13 protein-coding genes, 1 tRNA gene and 1 pseudogene are annotated in these 18,203 nt (G+C 71.4%); 5 read left to right on the top strand and 10 right to left on the bottom strand.

From position 1 onward, the window contains the following. Nucleotides 1-391 precede the first annotated feature (391 nt). Together ACFY2B_RS40210 and ACFY2B_RS40205 are read left to right on the top strand one after the other, a co-directional pair. Nucleotides 392-895, top strand: a complete 504-nt coding sequence (locus ACFY2B_RS40210; RefSeq protein ID WP_390768014.1) for a recombinase family protein — start codon at nucleotides 392-394, stop codon at nucleotides 893-895. Between the two features lie 125 nt (nucleotides 896-1,020). Further along, nucleotides 1,021-1,917, top strand: a complete 897-nt coding sequence (locus ACFY2B_RS40205) for a recombinase family protein (RefSeq protein ID WP_390768013.1) — start codon at nucleotides 1,021-1,023, stop codon at nucleotides 1,915-1,917. 154 nt (nucleotides 1,918-2,071) lie between these two features. Here the strand turns inward: ACFY2B_RS40205 and ACFY2B_RS40200 are convergent. The 4 genes from ACFY2B_RS40200 to sucC form a co-directional block, all read right to left on the bottom strand. Beyond that, nucleotides 2,072-2,156, bottom strand: a tRNA-Leu gene (locus ACFY2B_RS40200). Between the two features lie 195 nt (nucleotides 2,157-2,351). Continuing rightward, complete coding sequence (locus ACFY2B_RS40195) at nucleotides 2,352-3,914, bottom strand: aldehyde dehydrogenase family protein (protein WP_390768012.1); 1,563 nt, start codon at nucleotides 3,912-3,914, stop codon at nucleotides 2,352-2,354. Nucleotides 3,915-4,088: 174 nt separating this feature from the next. Beyond that, complete coding sequence (gene sucD, locus ACFY2B_RS40190; protein WP_390768011.1) at nucleotides 4,089-4,988, bottom strand: succinate--CoA ligase subunit alpha; 900 nt, start codon at nucleotides 4,986-4,988, stop codon at nucleotides 4,089-4,091. Between the two features lie 15 nt (nucleotides 4,989-5,003). Continuing rightward, a complete protein-coding gene (sucC, locus tag ACFY2B_RS40185) occupies nucleotides 5,004-6,134 on the bottom strand; it encodes an ADP-forming succinate--CoA ligase subunit beta (RefSeq protein ID WP_390768010.1) in 1,131 nt (376 codons plus the stop codon). Between the two features lie 622 nt (nucleotides 6,135-6,756). Between sucC and frc the strand changes: the two genes are divergently transcribed. From frc to ACFY2B_RS40170, 3 genes are all read left to right on the top strand, one after another. After that, nucleotides 6,757-7,989 carry a formyl-CoA transferase gene (gene frc, locus ACFY2B_RS40180; RefSeq protein WP_390768009.1) on the top strand — a complete coding sequence of 411 codons (1,233 nt, stop codon included), beginning with the start codon at nucleotides 6,757-6,759 and terminating at the stop codon, nucleotides 7,987-7,989. 4 nt (nucleotides 7,990-7,993) lie between these two features. Next, complete coding sequence (locus ACFY2B_RS40175; RefSeq protein ID WP_390768017.1) at nucleotides 7,994-10,138, top strand: acetate--CoA ligase family protein; 2,145 nt, start codon at nucleotides 7,994-7,996, stop codon at nucleotides 10,136-10,138. A 117-nt stretch (nucleotides 10,139-10,255) separates the two neighbouring features. After that, on the top strand, nucleotides 10,256-11,644 hold the full coding sequence (locus tag ACFY2B_RS40170; protein WP_390768008.1) for an OFA family MFS transporter: 1,389 nt from the start codon (nucleotides 10,256-10,258) through the stop codon (nucleotides 11,642-11,644). A 57-nt stretch (nucleotides 11,645-11,701) separates the two neighbouring features. Here the strand turns inward: ACFY2B_RS40170 and ACFY2B_RS40165 are convergent, their stop codons facing one another. The 6 genes and pseudogenes from ACFY2B_RS40165 to ACFY2B_RS40140 form a co-directional block, all read right to left on the bottom strand. Continuing rightward, nucleotides 11,702-12,871: a sugar phosphate isomerase/epimerase family protein gene (locus ACFY2B_RS40165; protein WP_390768007.1), complete on the bottom strand. Its 1,170-nt coding sequence runs from the start codon at nucleotides 12,869-12,871 to the stop codon at nucleotides 11,702-11,704. After that, on the bottom strand, nucleotides 12,868-14,292 hold the full coding sequence (locus ACFY2B_RS40160) for an alkaline phosphatase family protein (protein ID WP_390768006.1): 1,425 nt from the start codon (nucleotides 14,290-14,292) through the stop codon (nucleotides 12,868-12,870). Before ACFY2B_RS40160 ends, ACFY2B_RS40165 begins: the two co-directional genes overlap by 4 nt. Beyond that, a complete protein-coding gene (gene eboE / locus ACFY2B_RS40155) occupies nucleotides 14,289-15,458 on the bottom strand; it encodes a metabolite traffic protein EboE (RefSeq protein ID WP_390768005.1) in 1,170 nt (389 codons plus the stop codon). Before eboE ends, ACFY2B_RS40160 begins: the two co-directional genes overlap by 4 nt. A gap of 3 nt (nucleotides 15,459-15,461) precedes the next feature. After that, on the bottom strand, nucleotides 15,462-16,310 hold the full coding sequence (locus tag ACFY2B_RS40150) for a TatD family hydrolase (RefSeq protein WP_390768004.1): 849 nt from the start codon (nucleotides 16,308-16,310) through the stop codon (nucleotides 15,462-15,464). Then, nucleotides 16,310-17,002 carry an EboA domain-containing protein gene (locus tag ACFY2B_RS40145; RefSeq protein ID WP_390768003.1) on the bottom strand — a complete coding sequence of 231 codons (693 nt, stop codon included), beginning with the start codon at nucleotides 17,000-17,002 and terminating at the stop codon, nucleotides 16,310-16,312. Before ACFY2B_RS40145 ends, ACFY2B_RS40150 begins: the two co-directional genes overlap by 1 nt. Then, nucleotides 16,999-17,952: pseudogene (locus ACFY2B_RS40140) on the bottom strand (sugar phosphate isomerase/epimerase family protein); the annotation flags it as partial. The gene ACFY2B_RS40145 and the pseudogene ACFY2B_RS40140, both read right to left, overlap by 4 nt. Nucleotides 17,953-18,203 lie beyond the last annotated feature (251 nt).

Below are 18,203 nucleotides of genomic sequence, written 5' to 3'. Positions count from 1 at the left end.
GTCCCCATCTGATCGACGGCTGCCTCGCCGGGACCAGGCTGACCATGGACGCGCCGAAGATCGAGTGACCGGCGACTACGAGTTCAAGCCGAGTACACGTACCCCAAGCTCCCATCCGAGCAGCACCCGGGTCCGAGCAGCCCGCGGCAAACCCGGGTTGCCCTCCCCGAGGAGCCACCCGACGTAACCGAACCCGTCGCTGCCACCCTCCTGCAGCTCCTTCGCATCCTGATCGCCGATTCCAGTCAGCAGCGCCCCGAGACCGGCAACGGCTGACCGAGAGACGCGGGCGGCCGCTGGCTCTTCTCCCCCATTCGAGGTACGACAGAACGCCACATAACACCCGCAGCGCGCACCATGCCGCGCGCCCGCACTGGGAGTCTCACCGCACGTGATCCGTTTCGCCTTCGCCGGACGCTGCTCCACCGAGGACCTGCAAGACCCCGAGGCATCCAGAAACTGGCAGCTCACCCGCGCCCGAGCCCTGCTCGAACCCGTCGGCGGCCATATCGTCACCGAGTACTTCGACGTCGGCCACAGCCGCTCCCTGCCCTGGCAGCGCCGCCCCCGCGCCAACGAACTCCTCCAAGCCCTCCGCAACCCCAACCGCGGATTCGACGCCGTCGTGATCGGGGAACCGCAGCGCACCTTCTACGGCAACCAGTTCGGCAACACCTTCCCCGTCTTCGTCCACTTCCGCATCCCCCTGTGGGTCCCGGAGATCGGCGGGCCGATCGACCCGGACAACGAGGCCCACGACCTCGTCATGTCCGTCTTCGGCGGCATGAGCAAGGGAGAACGCAACCGCATCAAGATCCGGGTGCGGACCGCCATGAACTCGCAGGCCCAGCTCCAAGGCCGCTACCTTGGCGGACGCCCCCCTACGGGTACCTGATCGGCGACGCGGGGCCGCATCCGAACCCGGCCAAGGCCGCGACGGGACAGCGGATCCACCGCCTGGAACCCGACCCCGCCGCGGCCCCCGTCGTGGCCCGGATCTTCCAGATGTACGTCGACGGCATGAGCGACAAGGCCATCGCTGCCCAGCTCACCCGGGAGGGCATCCCCTGCCCCTCCGCCCACGACGCAGCCCGCAACCCCCACCGCAAGAAGACGACCTGGCAACAGGGCGCCGTCCGCGCCATCCTCACCAACCCCCGATACACCGGCTACGAGATCTGGAACAAACAACGCAAGGAGGAACACCTCTACGACATCGACGACGTCACCCTCGGCCACCGCACCCGCATGACACACAACCCGGCTGAACAGTGGGTGTGGTCCAACGATGCTGCTCACGAGGCGATCGTCACCACCCAGCTCTTCGACACCGTCAAGAAGATCCGTCAGCAGCGTGCCCGCATGCCGCAGCGCCTCGAACGCCCCGGACGACAACCGCAGGGGCAACGGGCGTACGCACTGCGCGGGCGGGTGCGATGCGAGGCATGCGGGCGCAAGATGCAGCCCGCGACGATCCGCAACACGGTCTACTACCGCTGCGAGTTCAAGGAACAGGAACAGTCCCTCCACCCCGGCCTGGACCACCCCCGGACCGTCTACCTCCGACAGGACGTGGTCTGCCGGGCTCTGGACCGATGGATCGCGAAAGCCTTCGCCCCCGGCCGGCTCGCCGCCACCCTCGCCGCCCTCGCCCAAGCCGGCGCGGCAGCGAATGCGGCCGAGACGCTCACTCCGCAGCAGGCTCAGGCCCGCAAAGCGGTCAAGGAGTGCGAGCGGCGTCTCGCCCGCTACCAGGCCGCCCTCGAAGCCGGCAACCGACCCCGCCGTCGTCACTCAATGGATCAACGAGGCGCAGGCGGAGAAGGAGGTAGCACGCAAGAAGCTCGACACGCCACCTGCCGCCACTCGAAAGAAGGAAGCTCCCCTCAGCGCCGACCAGATCCGGGAGATCACTGAGAGACTCGGAGACATCGCACAACGCGTGCAGACCGTAGACGCAGAGAAGAAGAGCCCGCTCTACGAAGCCCTCGGAATCACGATCAGCTACGAACACGCAGGTAGGGCCGCAACCGTCAGGTCGAGGCCCTCATCCGCGTATCGCTATAGCGAGTGTCCGAGGGGGGACTTGAACCCCCACGCCCGATAAAGGGCACTAGCACCTCAAGCTAGCGCGTCTGCCATTCCGCCACCCGGACCAGGTGTCTGCCGCCCTGCCAGGGGTGTTCCCCTGGGGCGACATGGACAACAATACCAAGGTTTCGGAGTGGCTTTCACCTGCGTTTCCGTGACCTGAGCAGGGGTTGTGGCCACGTCGACGGGGCACACCTTGGTCACTGTGTGTGTCCGGGCCGACGCGTGGGGTATGCGCGCGGGCCCGGACACGACCTGGGTCACGGCATGAGCTGGTAATCCGGGAAGTTGCCGGGCAGCCGCTCGCCCGCCGGGCCCTGGGTCACCGCACTGACCAGCAGTTCGCCGCCCACGAACGCGCCGCGCCACGACGCTCCGAAGCCGCCGAACAGTTCGTCGCGGTCGCCTCGGGAGCGCGGCTTGCCGTGGCCGATCTTGAACGCGCGGATCTGCGGTGCGAGCCGGTCGTAGGTGGCCCGGTCGTCGGTGGAAAGGGTGGCGACCAGGGCGCCGTTCGACGCGTTCATGGCCGCGAGCAGTTCCGCCTCCGTGTCGACCAGCACGATGGTGTCGACCGGTCCGAACGGTTCCGCGTGGTGCAGCGGGGACGAGGGCGGGGGGCCGAGGAGGGTGACCGGCTGGACGTATGCCGAGGTGTCCTGGCCGGGCAGGAAGTGGGCGTCGGCCGGCTTGCCGCGGTGCAGCGGGACGGCGCCGCGGTCGATGGCCTCGTTGACCTGGTCCTGGAGTTCCTTGGCCTTGGCCGCGTTGATCAGCGGGCCGAAGTCCAGCTGCGGGTAGGGGTCCTCGGGGTGCTCGACCGCCAGCGGGTGGCCGACCTTGACGGTGCGGACCGCCGGGAGGTAGGCCGCGAGGAAGTCGTCGAAGAGTGAGCGCTGCACGACGAAGCGGGGGTAGGCGGTGCAGCGCTGCTTGCCGTAGTCGAAGAGCTTGGGGACGACGGCGGTGAGGGCGTCCCAGTCGGTGTAGTTCCAGATGCCCCAGGTGTTCAGACCTTCTTGTTCCAGTACGTGCCGCTTGCCGAGGTCGGCGACCGCGGTGGCCACGGCGGCGCCGGTGTCGCGGCCGCCGACGAAGGAGACGCAGCCGATCTCGGGCGCCCGTACCAGCGCCTCCGACAGTTCACCGCCGCTGCCGCTGACGAGGGTGACGGGGATGCCCTCGCGGGCGGCGAGCGCGGCGGCCAGGGTGAGGCAGGCGACCCCGCCGTCGGTCGGGGCCTTGGCGATGACCGCGTTGCCCGCGAGTGCCTGGACCAGCATGGCGTGGACGAGCACGCTCATCGGGTAGTTCCAGCTGGCGATGTTGGAGACCGGGCCGTCCAGCGGGGCCCGGCCGGCGACCATCGGTTCGATGCCGTCGACGTACCAGCGCACGCCGTCGATCGCCCGGTCGACGTCCGCCTGGGCGAGCCGCCAGGGCTTGCCGATCTCCCAGACGAGCAGCAGGGCGAGCAGTTCGCGGTGCTCGGTGAGCGCGTCCAGGGTGGCGGAGACCCTGGCGCGGCGCTCTTCGAGCGGGATGTGGCGCCAGGCGCGGTGCTGGTCGAGGGAGGCGCGCACGGCCTGGTGGGCGGTGGCCCGGTCGAGGCGCGGCACGCCGGCGATCGGGCTGCCGTCGACCGGGCTGGTCGCGGGCAGGGCACGGCCGTCCGGCTGCCAGGCGGCGGCCCACAGGTTGCGGACGCCGTCCTCCTGGAAGGCTTCGGGGGCGACGGCGAGGCAGCGCTGCCAGGCGTCGTTCCAGGACGTGCCGGACTTCAGGGTGAGGGTTCGGTGGTTCGGGGTGGGGCTGGTTGCCATGGGGTGGGCTCCGCTCTCGGTGCACAGTCGGGCGGGGTGGGACAGGACGTTCCCGTGCTTGAGCCGGCCGCACCGCCGGCTCGGACGGGAGGAGGACGCGGGCGGCGGGACACGGCCTCGGAAGGGGGCCGGGAGCGCCGGACGCGTCGGAGGGTGCGGGGTGCTCGGCCGGGTTCAGCCGCGGACGGCGTCACCGCGTGCTGTCAGCGTCTCCAGCACCAGTCGAGCTGTTTCGGTGGGGGTGCCGCCGACCCGGACACCGGCTGCCTCAAGGGCCTCCTGTTTGGCCCGCGCGGTGCCGGAGGAACCGGAGACGATCGCACCCGCGTGACCCATGGTACGGCCCTCGGGGGCGGTGAATCCGGCGACGTAGCCCACGACGGGCTTGGTGACGTGCTCGCGGACGTACGCGGCGGCGCGTTCCTCCGCGTCGCCCCCGATCTCGCCGATGAGGATGATCAGCTCGGTGTCGGGGTCGTCCTGGAAGGCGGCCAGGCAGTCGATGTGGCTGGTGCCGACGACGGGGTCGCCGCCGATGCCGACACAGGTGGAGAAGCCGATCTCACGCAGTTCGTACATGAGCTGGTAGGTCAGTGTGCCGGACTTGGAGACCAGTCCGATACGGCCGGGCTTGGTGATGTCGGCGGGGATGATGCCGGCGTTCGACTGTCCGGGGGTGATCAGCCCCGGACAGTTGGGGCCGATGATCCGGGTGCCCTTCGTCCTGGCGTGCGTGGTGAAGACGACGGAGTCGTGGACCGGGATGCCCTCGGTGATGACGACGGCGAGCCCGATTCCGGCGTCGACGGCCTCCAGCACGGCGGCCTTGGCGAAGGCGGGCGGTACGAAGACGACGGTGACGTCGGCTCCGGTCGCCTCGATTCCTTCGCGGACCGTGCCGAAGACGGGGACGGCCCGGTCGGCGAAGTCGACGGTCTGTCCCGCCTTGCGCGGGTTGACGCCGCCGACGACGTCGGTGCCCGCGGCCAGCATCCGGCGGGTGTGCTTCAGGCCCTCGCCGCCGGTCATGCCCTGGACGAGGACCTTGCTCTCCTTGGTGAGGTAGATGGCCATGGTGTCCCTGTCTCCTCAGGCTGCGGCGGCGAGCCGGGCGGCATGGGCGGCGGCGCCGTCCATGGTGGTGGCCTGCTGGACCAGCGGGTGGCCGTGGTCGTCGAGGATCGACCGGCCGCGGGCCGCGTTGTTGCCGTCGAGCCGGACGACGAGCGGTCTGGTCAGCCGGACCCTCTCCAGGGCCTGCACGATGCCGTCGGCGACCGCGTCGCAGGCGGTGATCCCGCCGAAGACGTTGACGAGGACCGACTTGACGGCCGGGTCGGACAGGATGACCGCCAGTCCGTCCGCCATGACCTGCGCGGAGGCTCCACCGCCGATGTCGAGGAAGTTGGCCGGGCGGGCGCCGCAGCCCGCGACCACGTCGAGGGTGGACATGACGAGGCCGGCGCCGTTGCCGATGATGCCGACCTCGCCGTCGAGCTTGACGTAGTTGAGGCCGCGGGCGGCGGCCACGGACTCCAGCGGGTCGTGGTGGTCGGTCTCGTCGGCGCCCCAACGGGCCTGCCGGAAACGGGCGTTGTCGTCCAGGGTGACCTTGCCGTCGAGAGCGAGGATCTGGCCCTGCCGGGTGCGCACGAGCGGATTGACCTCGACGAGCAGGGCGTCCTCGCGGACCAGTACCTGCCACAGTCGGACGAGGACGTCCACGGCCTGTGACGGCAGCCCGGCCGCCGCGACGATCTCCGCGGCCTTGGCCGAGGTGACGCCCTCGGCCCGGTCCACGGGGATCCGGGCGACGGCCTCGGGGCGGCTCGCGGCCACTTCCTCGATCTCCATGCCGCCCTCGGCGGAGGCGATGGCGAGGAAGCCGCCGGCCGTCCGGTCGAGTACGTAGGAGACGTAGAACTCGTTCTCGATGTCGACGGGTTGGGCCAGCATCACCTTGCCGACCGTGTGCCCCTTGATGTCCATGCCGAGGATCTGCCGTGCGGTCAGCTCGGCGGCGGCCGGGTCGGCGGCGAGCCTGACCCCGCCCGCCTTGCCGCGGCCACCGGTCTTCACCTGGGCCTTCACCACCACCTTGCCGCCGAGCCCGCGGGCGATCTCCCGGGCTTCCTCGGGTGAATCGGTGACCTCCGCCCTCGGCACCACGATGCCGTGTTCCTCGAAGAGTTCCCTTGCCTGGTGTTCGTACAGGTCCATAACCGGCTCCTGTCCTAAAAGTGCCGCACGCCCCCTGGACACCACCCACCGGATGCGGGATAACAAGCTTCATACAGTATCCGTCGACTGTATGCAATGTACCGCGAGAGAGCCACACCCCTCATGAAGGGACCGGACTTCGCCATGCCCGACGACGCCGACGAGGCGATATCCCCAGGTCATCCCGGAGCCCAGGCGCTGTGGGCCGAAGCCGTCGACCGCATCCGCACCCCGTGCGGCGGCCACGCCTCGACCGCCACGACGGCAGCGCCGACGAAGGCCCCGAGATCGCCGACGCAGGGGGCGTCCGGTCCGCCGGGCACGCCGCCGGCGGCCGCAGGAGCGTCATCGGCGAGCCCGGCCGCACGGCCGTCGCCACGGGTCCGGGGACCACGGACGCCGCCACCGGTGCCGCCGGGGCCTGCCACGCGGAGTCCCGTACGACACGTTCGCGCAGCCGCCCGGGGGCCACGGCCAGGAGGTCCGTACCGGGGCCGGCGCCGGCCCGGTGCCGCGGCGGGCCCGGGAGTCCCGGGAGAGCCGCCGATCGACGTCCGGGCCGACCCGGACGCGCACGCCCCCGGATCCATGAATCCCGACCCGTACAAGTGAGGTGAGCCCGGTGACCACCAAGGCACTCGACGGCATCCGCGTCCTGGACATGACGCACGTCCAGTCCGGGCCCTCCGCGACCCAGCTGCTCGCCTGGCTCGGCGCGGACGTCGTCAAGCTGGAGGCCCCGACCGGTGACATCACGCGCAAGCAGCTGCGTGACCTGCCGGACGTCGACTCCCTGTACTTCACGATGCTCAACTGCAACAAGCGCAGCATCACCCTGAACACCAAGACCGGGCGCGGCAAGGAGATCCTGACCGAGCTGATCCGCCGCAGCGATGTCATGGTCGAGAACTTCGGGCCGGGCGCGGTCGACCGGATGGGGTTCACCTGGGACCGCATCAAGGAGATCAACCCACGGATCGTCTACGCCTCCATCAAGGGCTTCGGCGAGGGCCCGTACACCGCTTTCAAGGCGTACGAGGTCGTCGCGCAGGCGATGGGCGGATCGATGGCGACCACCGGCTTCGAGGACGGCCCGCCGCTCGCGACCGGCGCCCAGATCGGCGACTCGGGAACGGGCGTGCACGCCGTCGCGGCGATCCTCGCGGCACTGCTGCAACGCGAGCGGACCGGCCGCGGCCAGCGCGTGAACGTCGCGATGCAGCACGCCGTGCTCAACCTGTGCCGGGTCAAACTCCGTGACCAGCAGCGCCTCGCACACGGCCCGCTCGCCGAGTACCCGAACGAGGACTTCGGCGACGAGGTCCCCCGCTCCGGCAACGCCTCCGGCGGCGGCCAGCCCGGCTGGGCCGTCAGCTGCGCACCCGGCGGACCCAACGACTACGTGTACGTGATCGTGCAGCCCGTCGGCTGGCAACCGCTCAGCGAACTGATCGGCCGGCCCGAACTGGCCGGCGACCCCGACTGGGCGACGCCGGAGGTCCGGCTGCCCAAGCTGGGCAAGATGTTCCAGCTGATCGAGGAATGGTCCTCGACGCTTCCCAAGTGGGAGGTGCTGGAGAAACTGAACGCGCACAACATCCCGTGCGGGCCGATCCTGTCGACGAAGGAGATCATCGAGGACGAGTCGCTGGCCGCCAACGAGATGGTGGTCACCGTCCCGCACCCGGAGCGCGGCGAGTTCGTGACCGTGGGAAGCCCGCTCAAACTCTCCGACTCACCCGTCGACATCACCGCCTCCCCGCTGCTCGGCGAGCACAACGAGGAGATCTACGTCGGCGAACTCGGCCTGAGTGACGAGGAGTTGCGCCTGCTCAAATCGAACGGAGTGATCTGACGTGCTGGCCGAGGACCGGGTGGTGAAGGTGCGGGCGCTGCTCGACGCGGTGCGCGCCGAGGGACGCACCGCGCTCACCGCCCCGGAGGGCAAGGTCATCGCCGACGCGTACGGCATCGCCGTACCGGGCGAGGAACTGGCGAAGGACGTCGACGAGGCGGTCGCGCACGCGGCGCGGTTCGGCGGACCCGTCGTGATGAAGATCGTCTCGCCCGACATCCTGCACAAGACCGACGCGGGCGGGGTGATCGTCGGTGTCGAGGGCGCGGCGGACGTACGGGACGCCTTCCACCGGATCGTGGAGAACGCACGCGCCTACGACGCCGCCGCCCGGATCGAGGGCGTGCAGATCCAGGAGCTGCTGCCCACGGGGCAGGAGGTCATCGTCGGCGCGGTCACCGACCCGACGTTCGGCAAGGTGGTGGCCTTCGGGCTCGGCGGTGTGCTGGTCGAGGTGCTGAAGGACGTCACCTTCCGGCTCGCGCCGGTGGACGCCGACGAGGCGCTGTCCATGCTGGACTCGATCCGCTCGGCGGAGATCCTGCGCGGGGTGCGCGGGCAGGCGGGCGTGGACCGGTGGGCGGTCGCCGAGCAGATCCGCCGGGTCTCCCGCCTGGTCGCGGACTTCCCGGAGATCGCCGAGGTGGATCTGAACCCGGTGATCGCCACGGCGGAGGGAGCGGTCGCCGCGGACATCAGGGTGATCATCGCCGACAAGCAGCCGCCACCGCGCCGCACCTACTCGCGTGCGGAGATCCTCACCTCCATGCGGCGGCTGATGCAGCCGTCGTCGATCGCCGTGATCGGTGCCTCCAACGAGCAGGGCAAGATCGGCAATTCGGTCATGCGCAACCTCGTCGACGGCGGCTTCCGCGGGGAGATCCACCCGGTGAACCCCAGGGCCGACGACATCCTGGGCCGCAAGGCGTACCGGAGCGTCGCGGACGTCCCCGGTGAGGTGGACGTCGCGGTCTTCGCGATCCCCGCGAAGTTCGTGGCCGCCGCGCTGGAGGAGGCGGGGCGCAAGAGGATCCCCAACGCCGTGCTGATCCCCTCCGGGTTCGCGGAGACCGGTGAGCACGAGTTGCAGGCCGAGATCGTGGCGCTGGGCGAGCGGTACGGCGTCCGGCTGCTCGGGCCCAACATCTACGGCTACTACTCCACCTGGCAGGACCTGTGCGCGACGTTCTGCACGCCGTACGACGTCAGGGGCGGGGTGGCGCTGACCTCGCAGTCCGGCGGCATCGGGATGGCCATCCTGGGGTTCGCGCGCACCACCAGGACGGGTGTGTCGGCGATCGTCGGTCTCGGCAACAAGTCGGACCTGGACGAGGACGACCTGCTGACCTGGTTCGGCGAGGACCCGCACACCGAGTGCATCGCGATGCACCTGGAGGACCTGAAGGACGGCCGCGCGTTCGTCGAGGCGGCGCGCGCAACCGTGCCGAGGAAGCCCGTCGTGGTGCTGAAGGCGGGCCGTACGGCGGCCGGCGCGAAGGCCGCGGGGTCGCACACCGGGGCGCTGGCGGGCGACGACGCCGTGTACGACGACATCCTCCGCCAGGCAGGTGTCATCCGGGCGCCGGGCCTGAACGACATGCTGGAGTACGCGCGCGGGCTGCCGGTGCTGCCCACGCCCCGGGGCGACAACGTGGTGATCATCACGGGGGCGGGCGGCAGCGGTGTGCTGCTGTCGGACGCGGTGACGGACAACGGGCTGTCCCTGATGGAGATCCCGCCGGACCTGGACGCGGCCTTCCGGACGTTCATCCCGCCCTTCGGTGCCGCTGGCAACCCGGTGGACATCACCGGGGGCGAGCCGCCGTCGACGTACGAGGCGACGATCCGGCTCGGGCTGGAGGACCCGCGGATCCACGCGCTGGTCCTCGGCTACTGGCACACGATCGTCACGCCGCCCATGGTGTTCGCCGAACTGACCGCGCGGGTGGTGGCGGAGTTCCGGGCGCGCGGCATCGAGAAGCCCGTCGTCGCGTCGCTCGCGGGCGACGTCGAGGTCGAGGAGGCGTGCCAGTACCTGTACGAGCACGGGGTGGTGGCGTACCCGTACACGACGGAGAAGCCGGTCGCCGTGCTGGGTGCGAAGTACCGCTGGGCTCAGGCGGCGGGGTTGTTGGGGGGCGGTTCATGAGGTGAGCGAGGAGGGGCCGGCCGACGGTGCGCCGGCCGGCCCCGAGACCCGAGCGCGCACGAAACGCATTGGACAGGGGGCGCTGGCCAGAGCTTTCGACGCAAGGGGAATCGAGACATGACAACCACCGACCACTCCGCCGCGGTCCCGTTCCGGGAGGTGGCGGACCGCAACGGCCGCGTGTACCGGATCGGCGAGTCCGATGTCGACATCATGGGGCGCTCGCGCAAGTGGATGGTCATCCTGCCCTGGGTGGGCATGATGGGCATCAGCTCCGCCGAGTACGCGTTCACCTCGGCGGAGGACACACTCCACGAGGCACATCTGTGGAGCAGCGGACACATCTTCTGGCTGATGGGCGTCTGGGTGTTCTTCCAGGCGGCCGTGGCCTTCCCGGCCGGACAGCTGCGGGAGAGCGGCAGGCTGCCCGCCCGTACGGCCATGCTGATCGGCGCGGTCGGCACCATGCTGGGCTATCTGTCGCTGGCGTACGCACCGAATGTGCTCGTCGCCTATCTCGGCTTCGGCATGTGCAGCGGTATCGGCGCCGGTCTGGTCTACGCGACCTGCGTCAACATGGTCGGCAAGTGGTATCCGGAGCGCAAGGGCGGCAAGACCGGCTTCGTCAACGGCGGTTTCGCCTACGGGTCCGTGCCGTTCGTGTTCCTCTTCACCTCGTACATGGATCTGGGCAACTACCAGACGGTGCTGGCCGCGGTGGGCGTCGGTCTGTGCGTGATGGTGGCCACCGCGGGCTGGTTCTTCCAGGACCCGCCGAAGAACTGGTGGCCGCCGCAGGTCGACCCGCTGAAGGCGACCGACGACCCGCGCATCCGCCGGGCGCTGGAGAAGAACCCGCCGGCCGTGAAGCAGTACACGCCGAAGGAGGCGGCGCGCACACCGGTCCTGTGGATGATGTGGTTCTGTCTGCTGTGCACGGCCGGCATCAACATCTTCGGCATCGCCTTCCAGGTCCCGTTCGGCAAGGACATGGGCTTCGCGGGCGGGATCGTGGCCACGGCGATGTCCCTGAAGGCGATCGTCAACGGCACCGGACGCGGCGTCATCGGCTGGATATCCGACCGCTACGGGCGCCGCAGCACACTGATCATCGTGTGTCTGGTGCTCGGTACCGCGCAGTTCGGCGTGCTGGTCTCCGGCCAGATGGGCAGCATGCCGTTCTTCCTGTTCTGCTCGATGGTCTCCGGCTTCGGCGGTGGGGCGATCTTCCCGCTGTTCGCGGCGATGACGGCGGACTACTTCGGTGAGAACAACAACGCCAGCAACTACGGCATGGTCTACAGCTCCAAGCTGGTCTCGGGCCTCGTCGGTTCGGGCATGGGCTCGGTCGTCGTCAGCGCGTGGGACTACCACGGCGCGTTCGTCCTGGCCGGCTCCATCGGTCTGGCCTGTGCGGTACTCGCGGTCTTCCTCAGGGCACCGGGCAGGCCCGAGGCCCGGCGCATCGCCCCCAACCCGCAGCCACTCGGTGAGGAGATGGCGTGATATGACGGCAGGCCCTCCCCCACGGGGGAGGGCCTCCTGGCGTCCGTGCGGTGGGGCCTACTTGTGGCGCAGCGCGGCGAGGTTCTGGTAGCCGATGCGCGCGTGGTTCAGGGACTGGGCCGGGTCGGTGGCGCTGGGCGCGTTGTCCTGCTCGACCATCGGGTTGTGGTAGTTGCGCCGGCCCACGCGGGAGAAGAACGTCGTGTAGTCGATGACTCCGGTGCCGAACGGGACCATGTCGTAGCCCTCGCCGCTGGTGGTGTTGGCGACACCGTCCTTGGCGTGGAACAGCGGGTAGCGCTTGTTGTGGCGGGCGACCAGGCCCGCCGGGTCGAAGACGTTCTCACGGGTGGAGCCGTCGGGAGCGGTGTAGGTGCGGAACTTGTACTGGGCCACGTGCGCCCAGTAGATGTCCATCTCCAGCCAGATCAGCTTGGGGTCGGTGACGGACAGGAAGTACTCCAGCTTGCGGACGCCGGAGCTGCGGGTCGGGCGGCCCTGGGCGTCGAGCGGGCCGCTGTCGAGCAGGAAGCCGTAGGCGGCGTCGTGGTTGTGCGTGTACAGCTTGATCCCGGCGCGGCGGGCGATCTCGCCGAGGGCGTGCCACTTGTCGGCGGCCACGTCCCAGTCGGCCCGGTAGGAGCTGCCGGTGGGGTCGCCGCCGGTGCCCATGTGGTCCATGCCGAGGATGTTCGCGATCTCCAGGTGTTTCTTGAAGGTGTCCACGTCGGCGGTGGTCAGCGGCCAGGAGCCGGGGATGAAGCCGTGGTTGCCCTGGGCGCGCAGTCCGAACTCGTCCAGCCAGCGCCGCAGCAGCCGGGCGCCCTCGACGTTCTCCAGGTTCGCGCCGCCGGGCGCGTTGGGGTGCTGGCCGTACCCGGCGAACTCGACCTGCCGGTAGCCGAACCGGGCCAGTTGCTCGAACACGGACCGGAACCCGGAGGGCAGGCCGGTGGAGAGCGGGTCGCGGCCGGTGGCGTCGCGGACGGTGTACAGGATGAGGCCCCGCTTGTCGGCGGGAACGAGCAGCTGCCCTCTGCCGCCCTTCCCGGAGGTCTGGGCGGCCGGCGTCGCCTGGACGGGGGCCGCGCCGAACACGGGAGCGGCGACGGCGCCCGCCGCGACGGCGGTACAGGTGCTCAGGAAGCCGCGGCGGCCGATGCCGAGTGCGCGGCGCAGGGGTTCGTCGGTGCCGGTGCCGGTGACGGTGGTGTCGGTGTCGTTCACGGGTGCCTCTCTCTGGACCGGTGGTCCGATAGGCCCGCCAGGGCGAGCAGCAGGGACTTCACGTCGGTGGCCGCGATGCGGTCTCCGACGGCGCGGGGGGTGGAGCACAGGAGGAGCGGACCGTCGTCGTCGCTCGCGGGAAGGCGGCCGTGGCTGCCGCGGACGGGTGAGGCGTCGAGGGGCACGACCGCCATGCGGTAGCGCATGCCGAGCTTCTTGCGGGCGAGCGCGGTGGCGGCCTTGGCCTTGACGTAGGGATCGAGCGGGTCCATGAACAGCTCGGCCGGGTCGTATCCGGGTTTGCGGTGGATCTCGACGAGCTGCGCGAAGTCGGGCGCGCGGTCGTCGTCGAGCCAGTAGTAGTACGTGAACCAGGCGTCCGGCTCCGCCACGGCGACCAGGTCGCCGGCGCGCGGGTGGTCGAGGTGGTGGGCCTTCTTGCCCTCGTCGTCGAGGAGCAGGTCGATGCCGGGCAGGCCGTCGAGCGCGGCCCGGGTGGCGTCGAGGTCCTCGGCCCGGCGCACGTACACGTGGGCGATCTGGTGGTCGGCGACCGCGAAGGCACGGGAGGCCGTCGGGTCGAGGTATTCCATGCCGGCCTGGGTGTGCACCTCCAGCAGACCGGCCCGGCGCAGCGCCCGGTTGATGTGCACGGGGCGGTCGGCGCGGGTGATGCCGTACTCGGACAGGGCCACGACGGTGCGGCCGGCGGCGCGGGCGTCGTCCAGGAGCGGGGCCACGGCGGTGTCCAGTTCGGCGGCGGCCCGGTGCGAGCGCGGGTCGTCGGGGCCGTAGCGCTGGAGGTCGTAGTCGAGGTGCGGGAGGTAGCCGAGGGCCAGGTCGGGGTTGCGGGTGCGCAGGATGTGCCGGGTCGCGTCGATGATCCACTGGCTGGAGGCGAGGCCGGCGCCGGGTCCCCAGTACGAGAAGAGCGGGAACGTGCCCAGTTTCTCGGTGAGTTCGTCGTGCAGGGCGGCGGGGCGGGTGTAGCAGTCGGGTTCCTTGCGTCCGTCGGCGTAGTAGACGGGGCGCGGGGTGACGGTGAAGTCGGTGTCGGCGCCCATGGCGTACCACCAGCCGATGTTGGCGACGGTGTAGCCGGGGTGGGCGCGGCGGGCGGCGTCCCACAGTTTGTCCCCGGCGACGAGGGCGTTGTGCTGGCGCCACAGCAGGACGTCGCCGAGTTCCCGGAAGTACCAGCCGTTGCCGACGATGCCGTGCTCGGACGGCATGGTGCCGGTCAGCAGGGTGGACTGGACGGAGCAGGTCACGGCGGGCAGGACGGTGCCGAGCGCGGCCCGGGAGCCGGACCGGCCGAGCCGTTTGAGGTGCGGCATGTGGTCCAGGAGGCGGGGGGTGAGACCTACCACGTCCAGGACGAGCAGCGGGGTGGGGTCCGCGGTGGCGGGCGCGGCGCTCATGGCAGCTCCTTCAGGCCGAGGTCGGTCAGCAGGTCGCGGGCCAGCATGAGTTCGGCGGCGATGCCGTCGGCGAGCCGGCTGCGGTCGCGGGGGCGCAGGTCGGGCGGCAGGGCCTGCCAGGTGTAGGTCTCGACCTCCAAGTGGCGGGTGAGCGGGTGCGGGCCGCCGACGAGCCGGGCCAGGGCGGTGCGCAGCACCGGGAGGGTGGCGGTCAGGGGGGCGGCGGGGGCCGCGTGCAGCGGGACGTGGAAGTGCGACCGCCAGGGCGCAGTGTCGGGCAGCGCGTCGCCGTGGACGGCCTCGCCAAGGTCGTCGGTGCCGCGCAGGCCGGTGCCGTTGAGGGTGCGGGTCTGGTGCAGGAAGCGGGGTTCGGCGAAGGCCGCGAGGGCCTCGCGGACCTCGGGGAGCCGGGGGTCGGCGGCGTGCAGGGCGGCGGACAGCTGGGACTTGACGACGCGGACGCCTGCCCGGGTGAGCCCGTCCAGGGCGGTGTCCGGGTCCTCGAAGGAGGTGGCGAGGTGGCAGGTGTCGACGCAGATGCCGATGCGGTCGTGGCCGATCGTGGTGAGCGGGCCGATGGCGTCGGCGGTGGTCTCGATGATGCAGCCGGGTTCCGGTTCCAGGCCGACGCGGACGGAGCGGCCGGTCAGCTCCTGGAGGGCGTCGAGGCGTTCGGCGAGGGTGCGCAGGGCGGCGCGGGCGGTCTGAGCCCGCTGCTCGTCCCAGTGGGTGCGCCAGGCGAGCGGCAAGGTGGAGACACTGCCTTCGGTGACGTCGTCGGGGAGCAGCCCGGCGAGCACCCGGGCCAGGGAGGTGGTGTGCTCCAGGCGTTCGGGGTCGGCCCAGTCCGGTTTGTAGACGCGGTACTTGACCTCCTCGGCGCCGAAGCCCTGGTACGGGAAGCCGTTGAGGGTGACGACCTCAAGGCCGCGCCGGTCCAGTTCGGAGCGGAGGGTGCGCAGCGCGGCGGGATCGGTGACGAGGGCGTGGGCCGCGTCCCTGGCGAGCCACAGGCCGATGCCGAGCCGGTCCCGGCCGAGCCTGCGGCGTACGGGTTCGCAGTGGTCGCGGAGCTGGGCGAGGACGCCCTCCAGGGTTTCGGCGGGGTGCACGTTGGTGCAGTAGGCGAGGTGGACGGTGGTGCCGTCGGGGTGCCGGAAGCGCATCGGTCACTCCCCGCCGCGCAGGATGCTGTTGCCCTCGTGGGTGGTGCCGGCCTGGCCGGTGTCCAGGCTCAGTCGGCCGCTGAGCCCGTAGAACGCGACCGGGTTGTGCCACAGGACCTGGTCGACGTCGTCCGCGGAGAAGCCCTCGGCGAGCATCAGGTCGCCCACCTTGCGGGTCTTGAGCGGGTCGCTCTTTCCCCAGTCGGCGGCGGAGTTCACCAAGACCTTCTCGGGCCCGTAGGAGCGCAGGATGGCGACCATCCGCTCCTCGTCCATCTTGGTGTCCGGGTAGACGGAGAAGCCGAGCCAGCAGCCGCTGTCCTTGGCCTCCTTGACGGTGGTCTCGTTGAGGTGGTCGACCAGGACCCGGTCGAGCGGCAGCGCGGACTCCCGGACCACGTCGAGGGTGCGGCGCAGCCCGGCGAGTTTGTCGCGGTGCGGGGTGTGCACGAGCGCGGGCAGCGCGTGGTCGGCGGCGAGCTGGAGTTGCCGGGCGAGCGCGGTGTCCTCGGCCGGGGTCATCGAGTCGTAGCCGATCTCACCGACCGCCACGACCCGGTCCTTGACGAGGTACCGGGGCAGTGCGTCGAGGACGGGCACGCACCGCGGGTCGTTCGCCTCCTTGGGGTTGAGGGCGAGCGTGCAGTGGTGGGCGATGCCGTACTGGGCGGCGCGGAAGGGTTCCCAGCCCAGCAGCGAGTCGAAGTAGTCGAGGAAGGAGGCCGGTGAGGTACGGGGCTGGCCCAGCCAGAACGCGGGCTCGACGACGGCGCGGACGCCCGCGGTGTGCATGGCCTCGTAGTCGTCGGTGGTCCGGGAGGTCATGTGGATGTGGGGGTCGAAGATGCGCATCAGGACTCCTTGCCGTGGGGGTCGTCCGTGGTGTGCGGCGGGGTCTCGGCGCCGGTCAGGGTCAGCACCCGGTACAGGTCGTCGGGCACGTGCCGGCCCGCGGCGGTGCGTTCCGCCGCGTAGTCGTCGAGCATGCGGGCGAGTTCCGGGTCTCCGTGGGCGCGCCGGGCGAGGTCGGCCACCTCGGCGACGGGCACGCCGGTGAACAGGCATTTGAGTACGGCGTGCCGCCAGGCGTGGGCGTCCAGGTGGCGGGCGGCGTAGGGGCCTACGGCGGCGGCGAGGAGCCGGGTGTCGTTGGTGCGCAGCGCGTCCTCGACGAGCGGGAGCCCGCCGGTGTCCGCCACCAGGTGGGGCAGGGCGTGCAGGACCGCGCGGCGTTCGTCGGCGGTGCCCTGCCGGTAGACGCGGGTGAGGGCGTCGGTGCCGGGGCGGGCGGCGTGCAGGACGAGGACGCGGGCGGCGTCGGCGTGGGCGGGTCCGCAGCGCCGGCCGGCCTCCGCGAGCCGCAGTTCCCAGGCGGGGACGGGGCCGTGGGTGTCGGGGGGTGCGGCCGCCTCGTCGAGGGCCTTCTCCAGCCAGGAACGGGCGGTGGTGCCGAGTCGGGCGTGCAGCAGGGTGCGCAGTCGGTCCGGCGGGGTGTGCGCGGGGCCGGCCACCGGGGTGTCCGGTGCGGGGGGCCGGGTGGTCATGCGGGGCTCCCTTCGGGGGTGGCGGAGGGCTCGCCGGCGGGCCGGGCGGGGTGCGGAGACCCCGGAGACCCCGGAGACCCCGGGGACCCCAGGGACACGGTCGTGGCTGCGGTGGCCGCCCGGCGCAGGAACGGGAGGGCGAGGGCGGCCTGGTGGGGCCCGGCGTGGGAGTGGCGCGGCAGTTCGACGACGGTCAGGCCCCGGTAGCCGGTGGCGGCGAGGGCGGCGAGGACGGGCGGGAAGTCGATCTCGCCGTCCCCGAAGGGCAGGTGCTCGTGGACTCCGCGCCGCATGTCCTCGATCTGGACGTGGCGCAGCCAGGGGGCGGCGGCGCGTACGCAGTCGGCGGGCGGGAGGGGTTCGAGGCACTGGCAGTGGCCGATGTCGAGGGTGAGGCCGAGGGGTTCGGGATCGCCGAGCGTGCGGCGCAGGCGGTGGAAGTCGGCGAGGGTGGCGAGCAGATGGCCGGGTTCGGGTTCCACGGCGAGCGGGACGCCCGCGTCGGCGGCGGCGTCCAGGACCGGCGCCAGGGACTGGGCCAGCCGTTGCCAGGCCGTGTCCGGGTCGGTGCCGGCCGGCGTGATCCCGCTGAAGCAGTGCACGGCGTGCGCCCCGAGGTCGGCGGCGACCCGCACGGCACGCAGCAGCAGGTCCACGCGGCGGGCGCGGGCCGTGGGGTCGGGGTCGAGCAGGGAGGGGCCGTGCTTGTGCCGGGGGTCCAGGACGTAGCGGGCGCCCGTCTCCACGGTGACGTCCAGGCCGAGTTCCGCCAGGCGGTGCGCGACGCGGCGGGTGCGGGCGCCGAGGTTCGGGGCGAGGGGGTCGAGGTGCATGTGGTCGAGGGTCAGGCCGAGGCCGTCGTAGCCGAGGTCGGCGAGGAGCGCGAGGGCGTCGTCGAGGCGGAGGTCGGTGAGGCCGTTGGTGCCGTATCCGAAGCGGTGCGGCTGGCCGCCGGGGGGTGGGGTGGGGGGTGTGCTGCCTCGGGCGGCAGGGGCATGACAGGCGGGGGTGGGGGTGAGGGGGGAGGCGGAGGTGGAGGTGGGTTCGGCTTTGGGTTTGGGTTTGGGTCCGGGGGTGGGGGCTGTGGATTCTTCGGGTGCGGCTGCGTCGTGGCTGGGCGCGCAGTTCCCCGCGCCCCTGTCGGGCGCTGAAGAGCCGGCGGCGAAATCGCTCGGCACGCTCCGCGCGGGGGTGGCGACTC

The sequence above is a fragment of the Streptomyces sp. NPDC001270 genome, assembly GCF_042896695.1.
In the GTDB taxonomy this organism is placed as follows: domain Bacteria; phylum Actinomycetota; class Actinomycetes; order Streptomycetales; family Streptomycetaceae; genus Streptomyces.
This window is presented reverse-complemented; position numbering and strand designations above follow the sequence as displayed.

Excerpts from the sequence above, each read along its gene's own strand:
- ACFY2B_RS40205 (WP_390768013.1), top strand. The coding sequence starts at position 1,021 with ATGAGCGACAAGGCCATCGCTGCCCAGCTCACCCGGGAGGGCATCCCC.
- ACFY2B_RS40195 (WP_390768012.1), bottom strand. The coding sequence starts at position 3,914 with ATGGCAACCAGCCCCACCCCGAACCACCGAACCCTCACCCTGAAGTCC.
- sucD (WP_390768011.1), bottom strand. The coding sequence starts at position 4,988 with ATGGCCATCTACCTCACCAAGGAGAGCAAGGTCCTCGTCCAGGGCATG.
- sucC (WP_390768010.1), bottom strand. The coding sequence starts at position 6,134 with ATGGACCTGTACGAACACCAGGCAAGGGAACTCTTCGAGGAACACGGC.
- ACFY2B_RS40170 (WP_390768008.1), top strand. The coding sequence starts at position 10,256 with ATGACAACCACCGACCACTCCGCCGCGGTCCCGTTCCGGGAGGTGGCG.
- ACFY2B_RS40160 (WP_390768006.1), bottom strand. The coding sequence starts at position 14,292 with ATGAGCGCCGCGCCCGCCACCGCGGACCCCACCCCGCTGCTCGTCCTG.
- eboE (WP_390768005.1), bottom strand. The coding sequence starts at position 15,458 with ATGCGCTTCCGGCACCCCGACGGCACCACCGTCCACCTCGCCTACTGC.
- ACFY2B_RS40150 (WP_390768004.1), bottom strand. The coding sequence starts at position 16,310 with ATGCGCATCTTCGACCCCCACATCCACATGACCTCCCGGACCACCGAC.
- ACFY2B_RS40145 (WP_390768003.1), bottom strand. The coding sequence starts at position 17,002 with ATGACCACCCGGCCCCCCGCACCGGACACCCCGGTGGCCGGCCCCGCG.